Source organism: Burkholderia sp. Bmkn7 (assembly GCF_041103175.1).
GTDB lineage: Bacteria > Pseudomonadota > Gammaproteobacteria > Burkholderiales > Burkholderiaceae > Burkholderia > Burkholderia cepacia.
In genome coordinates, this window is sequence record NZ_JBGCUH010000003.1 from 962,165 (window position 1) to 974,773 (window position 12,609).

10 protein-coding genes are annotated in these 12,609 nt (G+C 62.9%); 3 read left to right on the top strand and 7 right to left on the bottom strand.

The window, feature by feature from the left end; genetic code table 11:
* The first annotated feature begins 94 nt into the window (after positions 1-94).
* Positions 95-490 (top strand): SgcJ/EcaC family oxidoreductase, encoded by a 396-nt coding sequence (locus AB3K92_RS25925; RefSeq protein WP_369466081.1) that lies wholly within the window; start codon positions 95-97, stop codon positions 488-490.
* Positions 491-524: 34 nt separating this feature from the next.
* Here the strand turns inward: AB3K92_RS25925 and tet are convergent, their stop codons facing one another.
* Complete coding sequence (gene tet / locus AB3K92_RS25930) at positions 525-1,718, bottom strand: Tet(A)/Tet(B)/Tet(C) family tetracycline efflux MFS transporter (RefSeq protein ID WP_369466083.1); 1,194 nt, start codon at positions 1,716-1,718, stop codon at positions 525-527.
* Positions 1,719-1,781: 63 nt separating this feature from the next.
* On the opposite strand from tet, the gene tetR reads away from it, so the two are divergent.
* Positions 1,782-2,414, top strand: coding sequence for a tetracycline resistance transcriptional repressor TetR (tetR, locus tag AB3K92_RS25935; RefSeq protein WP_048022343.1), 633 nt, complete (start codon positions 1,782-1,784; stop codon positions 2,412-2,414).
* A 3-nt stretch (positions 2,415-2,417) separates the two neighbouring features.
* On the opposite strand, the gene miaA is transcribed toward tetR, so the two are convergent.
* Both miaA and mutL read right to left on the bottom strand, forming a co-directional pair.
* Complete coding sequence (gene miaA / locus AB3K92_RS25940; protein ID WP_369466084.1) at positions 2,418-3,392, bottom strand: tRNA (adenosine(37)-N6)-dimethylallyltransferase MiaA; 975 nt, start codon at positions 3,390-3,392, stop codon at positions 2,418-2,420.
* Positions 3,389-5,389 carry a DNA mismatch repair endonuclease MutL gene (gene mutL, locus AB3K92_RS25945; protein ID WP_369466085.1) on the bottom strand — a complete coding sequence of 667 codons (2,001 nt, stop codon included), beginning with the start codon at positions 5,387-5,389 and terminating at the stop codon, positions 3,389-3,391. The genes miaA and mutL overlap by 4 nt, the downstream gene beginning before the upstream one ends.
* Positions 5,390-5,572: 183 nt before the next feature.
* Here mutL and AB3K92_RS25950 point away from each other — a divergent pair, with 183 nt between their 5' ends.
* Positions 5,573-6,256 carry a DedA family protein gene (locus AB3K92_RS25950; protein WP_048022349.1) on the top strand — a complete coding sequence of 228 codons (684 nt, stop codon included), beginning with the start codon at positions 5,573-5,575 and terminating at the stop codon, positions 6,254-6,256.
* Between the two features lie 72 nt (positions 6,257-6,328).
* On the opposite strand, the gene AB3K92_RS25955 is transcribed toward AB3K92_RS25950, so the two are convergent.
* The 4 genes from AB3K92_RS25955 to AB3K92_RS25970 all read right to left on the bottom strand — a co-directional run bounded on the left by AB3K92_RS25955 (position 6,329) and on the right by AB3K92_RS25970 (position 12,606).
* The gene (locus AB3K92_RS25955) at positions 6,329-7,153 is read right to left on the bottom strand and encodes a mechanosensitive ion channel family protein (RefSeq protein ID WP_369466086.1); all 825 of its coding nucleotides are present in this window, start codon (positions 7,151-7,153) and stop codon (positions 6,329-6,331) included.
* Between the two features lie 334 nt (positions 7,154-7,487).
* Entirely contained in the window at positions 7,488-9,005 is a 1,518-nt protein-coding gene (locus AB3K92_RS25960) for a polysaccharide pyruvyl transferase family protein (RefSeq protein WP_369466087.1), read from the bottom strand.
* A 267-nt stretch (positions 9,006-9,272) separates the two neighbouring features.
* Entirely contained in the window at positions 9,273-10,697 is a 1,425-nt protein-coding gene (locus AB3K92_RS25965; RefSeq protein WP_369466088.1) for a mannose-1-phosphate guanylyltransferase/mannose-6-phosphate isomerase, read from the bottom strand.
* Between the two features lie 94 nt (positions 10,698-10,791).
* Positions 10,792-12,606 (bottom strand): capsular polysaccharide biosynthesis protein, encoded by a 1,815-nt coding sequence (locus tag AB3K92_RS25970; RefSeq protein ID WP_369466089.1) that lies wholly within the window; start codon positions 12,604-12,606, stop codon positions 10,792-10,794.
* Between the last annotated feature and the right edge of the window lie 3 nt (positions 12,607-12,609).

The following is a 12,609-nucleotide window of genomic DNA, read 5'->3' on the forward strand; positions in this document are numbered from 1 at the left end:
TGCAGCAAGGAAAGCCGCCCGGATTCGATCCGGGCGGCTTTTTTTTCGGGCGCCGCGTGGCGTACGGGCGCGCGCCGATGAAGGAGGAGCGACGATGACCGAAGACGAACGCGTGATCCGTGAGCTCGTCGACAACTGGTTCGTATCGAGCCGCCGCGGCGACCTGGCGACCGTGCTCGACCTGATCGCCGACGACGCGATCTTCATGGTGGCCGGCAGGCCGCCGTTCGACAAGGCGGCGTTTGCGGCCGCGTCGCGTGACGCGAACGCCGGGGGCGGGCCCGCGCCGACGATCGACGGCCGTTACCGGATCGACGAACTGCGCGTGCTGGACGACTGGGCGTACATGCGCAATTTCATCGAGATCGAGGCGACTCCGCCGGGCGGCGAGACGATCCGCCGTTCCGGCCATACGCTGACGATCTTCCGCAAGGCCGACGGCCGCTGGCAGCTCGTCCGCGATGCCAATCTCGTGACGCTCGCGCATTGAGCGCGGCGGCGGGCGTGAATGTGCCGGCCGGTGCTCACGCGGACGGACGTGCCGCGCCCGCCGGCCGGGCACCGGCCAGCAACGGCGGGACGAGCAGATAAAGCAGCGCGGCCGCGGCCCAGACGAGCCCCGGCCACGTCGCGCGTGTCGCCGCATAGGTTGCGGTGACGACCAGCGGCCCCGCGACACCGATCAGGCTCGCCACGCTCGCGAGCGCGCCTTGCAGTTCACCCTGGCGCGCATCGTCGACCTGCCGCGCGAGCATCGCCTGCAGCGCCGGCAGCGTCATGCCGCCCGCCGCGAACAGCGGCAGCAGCGCGAACGGCACCCACGCGGCGGTCGCGAACGCAATCGCCACGAGCCCGAGCGCGTCGCCCGCGAGGCCCAGTGCGAGCGCGCGGCGCTCGCCGAGCCGCGCGATCAGCGGCCCGATCGCGAAAGCCTGCGCGAGTGCGTGACACGCACCGTAGCCCGCCAGCGACAGCCCCGCGATCGGTGTCGACCACCCGAAATGTTCCTGGCCGTACAGGATCCACAGCGTGGCGGGCGCCTGCGACACCAGCGCCACGATCACGTAGATGCCGATCAGCGGCACGAGCGCCGGTGAGCCGGTCAGCCGGCGCAGGCTGGCGAACGGGTTGAGCGCGCCGGCCGTTTGGCCTTCGCGGGCCGAACGCGGCCGCGATTCCGGCAGCGCGCGCCAGACGAGCACGAGATTGAGCGCGTTGAGCACGGCGGCCGCGACGAACGGCGCGCGCACATGCAGCGCGCCGAGCAGGCCGCCGATCAACGGGCCCGCGATGAAGCCGATGCCCATCATCGCGCCAAGCTGGCCGAAGCGTCGCGCGCGATCGGGTTCGGCCGTGACGTCGGTGACGTACGCAGTCGCGACCGCGACGTTCGCGCCGGTGATGCCCGCGATCAGCCGCCCGACGTAGAGCCAGGCGAGCGTCGGCGCGAGCGCCATCAGCAGGTAGTCGAGCGCGGCGCCCGCGAGCGACACGAGCAGGACGGGCCGGCGGCCGAAGCGGTCGCTCAGCGCGCCGAGCAGCGGTGCGCACAGGAACTGCGCGAACGCGTACAGCGCGAGCAGGATCCCGTAGTGGGTGTCGGTGCTGCCCGCATCGGCGAGCGAGCGCAGGAGCCCGGGGAGGATCGGCATCACGATCCCGACGCCGATCGCGTCGAGCAGGACCGTGGCCAGAATGGTAATCAGGGACGGATTCAAGAGGGTGACTCTATCGGTGATAGAGTGGCGATTATTCCACAACTTTCCCTATCGGTGATAGAGATGAAGGACACGGGAGCGCGGCTGACGCGCGACACGGTACTGCGCGCGGCGCTCGACCTGCTCGATGAGGTCGGCATCGATGGACTGTCGACGCGGCGGCTCGCCGAGCGGCTCGGCGTGCAGTCGCCGACGCTTTACTGGCATTTCCGGAACAAGGCCGAACTGCTCGACGCGATGGCCGAGGCGATCATGCTCGAGCGGCACGATGCGTCGCTGCCGCGGCCGGGTGAGGCGTGGGATGCGTGGCTTCTCGACAACGCGCGCAGTTTCCGCCGCGCGCTGCTGGCCTATCGCGACGGCGCGCGCCTGCACGCCGGTACGCGGCCGCGGGCGCTGCATTTCAGCTCGATCGAACGCAAGGTTGCGCTGCTCGGCGAAGCGGGTTTCGCGCCGGACGAGGCGGTCGACGTGATGTATGCGCTGGGCCGCTTCGTGGTTGGATGGGTGCTGGAGGAACAGGCGGAACCCGAAGGCGAGGCCGATGCGCCGCTGCCGGACGCGGCCGAGTATCCGTTGCTCGCCAAGGGCTGGGCAGCGCTGCGCGCGCGCGGCGGCGACGAAGCGTTCGAGCGCGGCGTCGCGCTGATCGTCGACGGCGCCCGCGCGCGCCTGGCGGCACGCGGGCGCGGCTGACGGTCAGGCCGGCGTGCCGCCGTCGAGCGCGCGTTCGAGCGCGTCGAGCGCGCGGGTCGTGGCGTCCGGCGCGATGCAGTCGACAACGATCCGCTCCGGCATCGCGCGCAGCCAGGTGATCTGGCGCTTGCAGAGCTGGCGCGTCGCGAAGATGCCCTTGTCTCGCATCGTCCGGTAATCGGTGTCGCCGTCGAGGAATTCCCATGCCTGCCGGTAGCCGACGCAGCGCATCGACGGCAGGTCGGGATGGAGATCCTCGCGACGGCGCAGCCGCTCGACTTCGTCGATGAATCCCGCGTCGAGCATCGCATCGAAGCGCTGCGCGATCCGTACGTGCAGTACCGCGCGATCGGACGGTTCGAGCGCGACCGGCACGAAGCGGTAAGCGGCGGCCGCATCGTCGCTGCGTCGCGGGGCGGCGAGCAGTACCGACATCGGCTGCCCGCTCAGCATGAACACTTCGAGCGCCCGCTGGATCCGTTGCGAATCGTTCGGCGCGAGCCGCGCGGCCGTGTCGGGATCGACCTGCGAGAGTCGCGCGTGCAGGGCGGGCCAGCCATCGCGCGCGGCTTCGGCATCGAGGGTCGCACGCACGTCCGGATCGGCGCCGGGCAGGTCGTTGAGCCCCTGCGTCAGTGCCTTGTAGTACAGCATCGTGCCGCCCGCGAGCAGCGGCGTGCGGCCGCGCGCGATGATTTCGCCGAGCAGGCGCAGCGTGTCGGCGCGGAAACTCGCGGCCGAATACGCGTCGGCCGGATCGATGATGTCGATCAGGTGGTGCGGCACGCTCGCGCGCTCTTCGCGCGAAGGCTTCGCGGTGCCGATATCCATGTCGCGGTAGACGAGCGCCGAATCGACGCTGACGATCTCGATCGGGCGGCGCGCGGCGAGCGCCAGCGCCGCGGCCGTCTTGCCCGATGCGGTGGGGCCGAGCAGGCAGGCGATCGTCGTCGGAGAGGACTGCGGTGAAGCGCTCATTGTCCGCGCATGAACAGGCGGTCGAGATCGTCCAGCGTGAGCTGATACCACGTCGGCCGGCCGTGATTGCACTGGTCCGCGCGTTCGGTCGCCTCCATCTGGCGCAGCAGCGCGTTCATCTCGTCGAGCGTCAGGCGCCGGTTCGCGCGCACCGCGTGGTGGCAGGCGAGCGTGCCGAGCAGCTCGTGCTGGCGCTCGGTCAGCACGCGCGAGCCGCCGAATGCGTGCAGGTCGGCGAGCACCGCGCGCGCGAGCGACTGCAGGTCGGCATCCTTCAGCAGCGCCGGGACCGCGCGGATCGCGAGCGTCGTCGGCGACAGCACCGCCAGGTCGAAACCGAGCGATTCGAGCGTGTCGCGCTCTTCCTCGACCGTGCCGATCTCGACCGGCGTGGCCGTCATCGAGATCGGCAGCAGCAGCGCCTGCACGGCGACCGAGCGGTCGGCGAGCGCGTTCTTGAACTGTTCGTACAGGATCCGTTCGTGTGCCGCGTGCATGTCGACGATCACGAGCCCGTGCGCGTTCTGCGCGAGCACGTAAATGCCGTGGATCTGGCCGAGCGCGAAGCCGAGCGGCTGCTCGTCGTGCGCGGTGGCGGCGATCGGCGATACGGTGAAGCCGGGCAGCGGGGCGAGCGGCGTGTCGGCCGAATCGCGCGCGATGATGGTCGTGCCGTCCGGTGTGCCGGCGCCGCTATCCTTGCGGCCGAACATCGCGTCGTAGAGCGCGAGCGGCTGCGCGACGGGCAGCGTGCCCTGCGTCATCCGTGCCTGGCGCATCCAGGTGTTGCCTGCCGACGAGGACGACGGCGACGAGAAGCCGCTGCCGCCCGTGCCACCGATGCCGCCGCTCGCGTGGCCCTGGCTCTGCCCGAGCGGCGTGTCGAGGAACGACGACGGCCCGCGCGGTGCCGGTTCGATATGCGCGGCATGGCCGCCCGCCGTGGTTTCCGGCGACGCGCCCGCATGGCGCGCGAGTGCGCGCTGGACCGCATGGAACACGTACTGGTGGATCGAGCGCGAATCGCGGAAGCGTACTTCGATCTTCGACGGATGCACGTTCACGTCGACGGCCTCCGGCGGCAGGTCGAGAAACAGGACATACGAAGGGTAGCGGTCGCCGTGCAGCACGTCCTCGTAGGCTGCGCGCACCGCGTGCGTCAGCAGCTTGTCGCGCACGAAGCGGCCGTTGACGAAGAAATACTGCTGGTCGGCGCGCCCGCGGCTTGCGGTCGGCAGCCCGGCGCAGCCGTAGACGGCGAGCGGGCCGGCCTGCTCGTCGAGCGGCAGGTGCGCGGTCGCGAAGCCGTCGCCGAGGATCTTCGCGACGCGCTGCGCGGGCTCGGTCGCATTCCAGTGCTCGACGGCCTTGCCGTTGTGCAGCACCGAGATCGCGACGTCCGGCCGCGCGAGCGCCGCGCGTCGGATCATTTCCAGGCAGTGGCCGAACTCGGTCTGCTCGCTCTTCAGGAACTTGCGCCGCGCGGGCGTGTTGAAGTACAGCTCGCGCACCTCGATCGTCGTGCCGGTCGCACCGGCGGCGGGCGACAGCACGCCCGTCTGCGCGTCGATCTTCATCGCATGCGCGGCATCGGCCGTCCGGCTCGTGATCGACATCTCGGCCACCGATGCGATCGACGCGAGCGCTTCGCCGCGGAAACCCAGCGTGGCGACCGCCTCGAGCTCCTCGAGCGAGCGGATCTTGCTGGTCGCGTGGCGCATCAGCGCGAGCGCCAGCTCGTCGGGCGGAATCCCGCAGCCGTCGTCGGTGATCGAGATGCGCTTGACGCCGCCTTCTTCCAGCACGATGCGCAGCGTCGTGGCGCCGGCGTCCATCGCGTTCTCGAGCAGCTCCTTGACGACCGACGCCGGACGTTCGACGACCTCGCCGGCGGCGATCTGGCTGATCAGCTGGTCGGGCAGGGGTTGGATCGCGCGCAGCGGGCGCGGAGCAGGGGCGGGCGTGTCGCCCGCGGCCGTTTCGGTGATTTCGGACATGGCCGAATTATAGCGAGGCGGCGGATGCGTGCCGGGGCGGCGGAGCGTTACGTTTTTTCACGGAGCCTTAAGGTAGTTTCGGTATCATGGCTCCGTTTCGCGCGCCGCCTTGGCCGGCGGGCGCTTCCGCCAAGCCTGGCCTGTTTCGGCCGTTCCGGCCCTATCGCCTTCGAGGAATCGCATTTGGATACGCTGCTTCATTTCGTCAACCTTGTCCTGCATATCGACGCCTTCCTCGGCGATTTCATCCGGCAGTACGGCGCGTGGGTCTATCTCGTGCTGTTCCTGATCGTGTTCTGCGAGACGGGGCTCGTCGTGTTCCCGTTCCTGCCGGGCGATTCGCTGCTGTTCATCGGCGGCGCGTTCGCGGCGACGGGCGAAATGAACGTCGGCGCGCTGATCGTGCTGCTGCTCGTCGCGGCGATCGCCGGCAACACCGTGAACTACCTGATCGGCCGCTGGGTCGGCCCGAAGGTGTTCAATACGCATATCCCGGTGCTCGAGCGCTTCCTTGACCGCGCCGCGCTGCAGAAGACTCACTCGTTCTACGACAAGCACGGCGGCAAGACGATCGTGCTCGCGCGCTTCATCCCGGTCGTGCGTACGTTCGCGCCGTTCGTCGCGGGCGCTTCGTCGATGAGCGTCGCGCGCTTCCAGCTCTTCAACGTGATCGGTGCGCTGGTGTGGGTGCTGCTGCTCGTGCTGCTCGGGTATTTCTTCGGCAACATCCCGTTCATCCGCCAGTACCTGAACGTGATCGTGCTGGTCGGGATCGGTGCGGCGATCGTGCCGGTCGCGCTCGGCGCGGTGTGGAAGCTGGTGCGCGGGAAGCAGTCGGATAATGTGCAGAAGACGGGCGGGCGTTGAGCGGGGGCTTTGCTTCAGTCGATAAAAAAGCGTGGCGGGTGCCACGCTTTTTTTTTTCGTCCGGTGCCGCCGTCATGCGCTGCGATGCAAGAGCGGTGTTTCGGGCGTCGGGTATTGCGCGTCGCGGAACGTCTCGAGGATCACGCGGTTGGTGTCGCAGTACACCTGCCAGTAGTTTTCCGGTTGCGTGGACGGGCGCACGAACAGCAGCGGGCCTTCCGGCGTGAACTGCAGCACGCCGACGTCCGGCGCCGGGGTGGTCAGCACGTTCGGGATCTGCTGGATCGACGCTTTCAGGCGGTTGATCGCGTCGACGGCATCGACGCCGTTCGCGATCTTCGCGGTCAGGTCGACGCGACGATACGACGTTGCGCTGTAGTTGGCGATGTTGTCCGAGAAGATCTTGTTGTTGCCGACGATCGTCACGATGTTGTCCGGCGTGACGATCGTCGTGCCGAACAGGCCGAGCTCCTTGACCGTGCCCGTGACGCCGCCCGCGTTGATCACGTCGCCGATCTTGAACGGACGCAGCACCTGCATGAACACGCCGGCGGCGAAATGTGCGAGCAGGCCGCCCCAGGCGGTACCGATCGCGAGGCCGAGGCCGGCGAGCAGCGCGGCGAACGAGGTGGTCTGCACGCCGAAGATCTGCAGGATCGCGAGGATCAGCAGGATCGTCAGCAGCACGCCGACGACGGAGGTCAGGTAGTCGGTGAGTGTCGGGTCGACCTTGCCGCTGCGGCGCACGACCTTGCCGAGCAGGCGGGTGCCGATGCGGATCGCCCAGCGGCCGACGAACCACAAGACGATCGCGGCGAGGAGGTTGAGGCCGAAGTCGAGGCCGCGGGTCATGACGAATTCCTGAACAGTAGCGATGTTCAATGTACGGTTCTCCATAGGAAATAAAAGGGTAGTCGCGACAATTCGAGTGACGGCCTCTTTATATCCGACCTGTGTCAACGAGACAACGCATCGATTTTTCTCCGAATCCAGGTGCTCGCGTGGATGGGGAGATTCTCCTTAGAGTGGCGGATGTACCGGCCGACGCATGCGGACGCCGACAGTGTCAGCTTAACTGGATAGCGCAATTGCGCGACAACGAACCTGCGGAAGAATCTTTGGCCGAGGGGACGCAGAATGGGCAGTGTGCCTTGCAAGGCACACTGCTGACATCAGTTGGTTGCCGTAGCCGATTCGCCAATCGGGACTGGGGTTTTATGTTGCTGTTACATTAGAGGTTAAGCCGCCCAGATAATTCATGAGGAGCTGTGAGGATGGATTTCATGCCTTCGACGGAGTGCCGAGCACGAGTCATAAAATTGGCGAAGCAAGCCCACTCGCTTGACGAATAATCTGTCTGCGTCGCGATGTCGCTATTGGGATCAATGATGCGACTTGCTAACCCGATTTCATCAAACAATTCCTTGATTTTAGGGACTGGAAATGCTGAACACGGGATGCCTGATGAAAGAGAGAAAATTGCGCCGTGATAACGCATCGTATATACGTGTTCGCTTGCTCGAATCGAATCAATGAACTCGCGTTCGTTTGTTGCGTAGACGATATTCTCGAAAGTGACTGTCATGTCTTGATCGAGAGCGGGCTCCATTAACACGGCTTTCGTTGCGACGCCCTGTGCATGTAGTTTCGATTCCAATGCCTTGAGATAGAATAGGCTCAGATTTTCCGTATCGTTGATCGGGAATTTCGGTACCAAGATGACCTCTCGTGTCGGCGCGGTGGGGCGCTCGCCGGCCGGTTGTACCGAGACACTGCGGTTTGAAAGAAATGGGTCTGGCATCCAACAGGCATCTTGTCGAATATCTCGAAGTGCTTCGATGCTGGTGGTATCGCGGCCGGATACATGAAAGGCATTGCTGATAAGTAGTCGATAGCCAGGCGCGCGAGCCGGATCGTCAAGCTCGGTTGACGAGGCGCCCACGCCAACGATTGCATAGGGCGTGCCGCTTGCAATCAATGCTTCAACCCAACCGGTTTCATAGAGCGGAAAATGCGGAGTCGAGAGCAGTCCGCCACCGCCGATCACGATCAGGTCCATTTTTTGAAGTAAATCGAGATCGAGAATCCTGGTTCGAGGAAGTAGCGGGATGTTCGTCGGTACATCGATCTTATGTTCCCAAGAACAGCCGAACAGATTGATGGGTTGCGTTTCCGCGAAAATATGGCGTAATAATGCGTCGACTGCGTGTACTTGACAGAAGTCCCCAGCGTTGCCATTCAGATAGGCGCCGAACGCAAGAACGCGGGGCAAAGATGCGGTGGCGAGTTGGCGCTTGGTTTGTGACTGTGCCGTTAGCGAGTCGAGAAGAAAAGTACGCTGCATCCGATCGGTGAACTCATCGGAACTGAGCAGTTCGTGAACCAGTTCGAACAGATTCAGATGACGAGACACGTGGGCGGCCCTAATTTTGTCGTCTGACAGATCGCGCCTTAGGATCGCGTTGTACGCAAGGTCGACCTCGGGACCGGCAAGCCGACTGTGCCAAACCACGTCAGCGCGAAGGGAACCGGTGTTTTGAAAGCCATAAGGAGCGGGTTGCTCGTGGCCAGCGGAAAAGTGCGACTGAAACTCGGAGCTGCGAACGATGCTCCGGCGCAGTTCGTCGAAGCTTGGTGCCTGTAAGGCATTCGTAATAATCTCTTCGCTTTCCGGATCCCGACCGAGCAATACCCTATAGAGCCATATGACGGAGTCTCTGGACAGTCTTGCGTTCGTGTTGCTTTCCACTTCTAATTCTCTCTGTCTCGTTCCTATCCCGAAACAATACTATTGAAATGAGATGGAATAAAGCAGATTGAAATATTCTGTAATATTCTTGTGGTGTTGAAGGTGTTTGAATTGTAGGGTTTATGCTGAGGGAAACTGCTTGACGATGTGCGGCAAGCTGGGGTTTCGAGCGCCCGTCGACCAAGTCCGGAAGCACGCAAATCTGCCGGCCCAACGATTGGGAACCGGCAAGGGATGCGTCGGAAGGCGACTGGCGCCGCCTCCAGATTACTTCGATGCTCGACCGTAAGTGTCCTCGAAGCGGACGATATCGTCCTCACCGAGATAGCCGCCGGATTGCACTTCGATCAGTTCGAGCGGGATCTTGCCCGGATTCTTAAGGCGGTGCGTAGCGCCTAGCGGAATGTAGGTCGATTGGTTCTCCGTCAGCATGATTTCCGCATCTCCATTCGTGACGAGCGCTGTACCCTTGACTACGATCCAATGCTCGGCTCGATGGTGATGCATCTGCAGACTCAACTGCGCGTTCGGATTTACGATAATTCGTTTGACTTGGAACCGGTCGCCCTGATCGAGGCCTTCATATGAGCCCCATGGGCGAATTACACGGCGATGCGTGACTGATTCGTGCCGTCCCGATGCATTAAGCCACTCCACGATTTTCTTGACGTCTTGCGTCTTGTCACGACTGGCTACAAGGACAGCATCGGCTGTTTCGACGACGACGATATTGTCCAGACCAATCGTCGCGACCATTCGATGTTCGGCGCGAACGTATGAATTAGATGTTGCATCCGCATAGACATCACCGATAAGCGTGTTGTCACAATCATCGACCGATGCGATGTCAGCAAGTGCGCTCCAGGATCCGATGTCGTTCCAGCCGAGCTCTGTCGTCGCGATAACTGCTGCGCGGGTGGTCTTCTCCATTACCGCGTAATCGATTGACACATTCGGGCAGGCGCCGAAGGAGTCAGCGTCGAGGCGCAAGAAATCACAGTCTCGACTCGACGATTCAAAGGTGAGTTCGGCATGGCGTGCGATGTCTGGTGCATAGCGTTTTAGTTCCTCCATGTATGTGGATGCTCTTAGCATGAACATACCGCTGTTCCAGTAATGGGTGCCGTCGGAGACAAAGCGTGCGGCCGTTGCGGCGTCGGGCTTTTCCACGAATGCATCGACCTCGTAGGCAGATTCGCCCGGCGCAATTGCAGGGCCTCGGCGGATATAACCATATCCTGTGTGCGCTTCCGTGGGTGTTATGCCGAACGTCACGAGGTACTGATCGTGGGCGATAGCTGCTGCGCCTTGCACTGCCGCTGCAAACGCATCGCCATTGGCGATCACGTGATCTGACGGAAGAACTAGGAGAAGCGCGTCGGGAGAGTCCTGAAGCGCAATCAGCGCAGCGATCGCGATCGCAGGCGCAGTATTGCGGCCGACGGGTTCGAGAACGATCGACGAGGGAGGCACGCCGACTTGACGGAACTGTTCGGCAACGAGAAATCGCTGCTCGTTGTTGGTGACGACGATCGGTCTCTGTACGTCGCCAATGTTGCTCAGACGAAGCGCCGTTTGCTGAACCAGCGTGTTATTGCCGGTCAGCTTCAGATATTGTTTTGGGTAACCGCCGCGTGACATTGGCCACAGCCGGGTGCCGCTTCCACCACACAGAATGACGGGATGAATCATGCATTTTCTCCAGAATTACTATCTATTGGCGTCCGATTAATCGGTTTGTTCGAGTAGATTTTGCAATTTCGAAAAATTTAATTGTTGCTAAAGGTCAGCTGACGCTCTCTGTGTCGTCCTTCGTGATAAGTCGCTTGCCATGGTCGGCGGCGTGACTGATTGCATTTCGACTCCAGCGCCAGCCCTTGATGAACGGGCGTGCGAAGTTCCCGTGGATCTTGTCGAGCGGGCGTGCCGCGGCTTCGGCAAGTTGTCGAACAATTGCCTCTGGTGTTGTGAAGAGGCTCAACTGCCAGTCCCAGTAAAGCGGATAGCGGAGGAGTACACCCGCTGTCAGCATATCCAGGGACAAGCTTCGTTCTCGCCAAGGCTGCGGGAGTGCATCGTGAGTCAATCCCCAGCCCGAATAAAACGGCAACCCGTAAGTGAATACCGGTTTTTCCCGTATGAGAGCGTCAAAGCCGGCGAGAGACGACAGGGTGTGCAATTCGTCGGTAACCTCGATCAGGGAGATCAGGTCTGCACTGGTATCGATGACATCGGCGAGGTGAGCTGCATCGATGAGCCCGGTACGATTGCCAGACAGTACATCCGGATGGGGCTTGTAGACGATGTATGCGTCTGGATGCTGCGCGCGAACTTCGCGCAGCAGATCCTCTGAGGTGGAGAGTGTGCCGGTACCGAGCCGAATCGATGCGTCGTCTGCTACCTGCCCGGCGACGAGTGCAATACGACGCCCCTTTGGCGCGGACCACATCGGAGCGCGGCGCCCGAGGTTGTATTTCGTGAGCCCTAGGCGCACGATCTCCTTCCGCAGTGCAGCCGCTCGCTTCAACTCGGCGTTGTCGAAGGTGGTTGTGTTAAGAATGATCGTCAGATCACTTGGACGGCATGCATCGAAATAAATCCCGCGTCGGTCGATGACTTGACTACAAGGAGGAGACATATCCGATCCGAGGCCGGCCGAATGCAAGAACCCGTCCTCGATCCGGACATGGCGAATGTCTCTGTCCAGTCCGTGTGTGGAGCGACCTCCCCAGATGGCAGCGTATTCGCCCTGATGGACATTTGATGCACGGGACGTCCAACGCAGTGTGCCTCCGCCCGCAGTCAGATATGGGGCTGCATATTTGCGCTTCCACCATTGAAAGCCGACGCATGCTACTTGATTGAGGTCACTGTACCGTATCGCGACGGAATGCTGCAATTCGATACTATCGAGCACCGAGTCCAGTGTGCCAATTTCGTTCGAGCATGGATCAAGGTAGGCTGCTAGTTGCAGGAACGTTGCATTGAAGAACTTGGTGAGGGTCGGTTGTGCTGTGCGTTCGGGCATCTCCACGTAATCGCTTGTTAGACCCCAACCTGCATAGTATGGCGAGCCGAAAGTGTAGACAGGAATCTCCGCGAGTAGGCCTGCCATGCCTTCGGACGCACCCACTGTATAGATCGCATCCGCTTGCTCGAGTATTTCGGCGAGAGAATGCGCGGTATTCAGGAATCGGGCGGTAGGGGGTAGGGCCGTCCTAGCGGATAGCCAGCGGCCTGATCCGGCGTCGGACGAGCGCAAGATCCAAAGGGGCGCTTCGGGATAAGCCGAGCCGGCAGCTTTAACCATCGCAGTGAATGCGGGGCGGCGATTGCGGCGAGGTGTACAGATGTCAGTATACGAAGTGTCGCGTTCATCGATAAGGACTACGCGTGGCGCTTCGTCGACCTCATACCACGTTGTGGGAAGGTCGGCGATACGCCGTCGAAGATGCAACGCATTCGTTGCCAGAATTCGCTGGATCAAGGCGGGTATACGGGCATCATTCGGAGCGTCCCGATCTTTGTCGAGTACTTTCTGGATCGCTGCGGTAAGTTCACCGTGTCGGGCCAGCTCTGTGGGAATGCCGAACCAAGACAAGGG

Excerpts from the sequence above, each read along its gene's own strand:
- AB3K92_RS25925 (WP_369466081.1), top strand. The coding sequence starts at position 95 with ATGACCGAAGACGAACGCGTGATCCGTGAGCTCGTCGACAACTGGTTC.
- tetR (WP_048022343.1), top strand. The coding sequence starts at position 1,782 with ATGAAGGACACGGGAGCGCGGCTGACGCGCGACACGGTACTGCGCGCG.
- miaA (WP_369466084.1), bottom strand. The coding sequence starts at position 3,392 with ATGAGCGCTTCACCGCAGTCCTCTCCGACGACGATCGCCTGCCTGCTC.
- mutL (WP_369466085.1), bottom strand. The coding sequence starts at position 5,389 with ATGTCCGAAATCACCGAAACGGCCGCGGGCGACACGCCCGCCCCTGCT.
- AB3K92_RS25955 (WP_369466086.1), bottom strand. The coding sequence starts at position 7,153 with ATGGAGAACCGTACATTGAACATCGCTACTGTTCAGGAATTCGTCATG.
- AB3K92_RS25965 (WP_369466088.1), bottom strand. The coding sequence starts at position 10,697 with ATGATTCATCCCGTCATTCTGTGTGGTGGAAGCGGCACCCGGCTGTGG.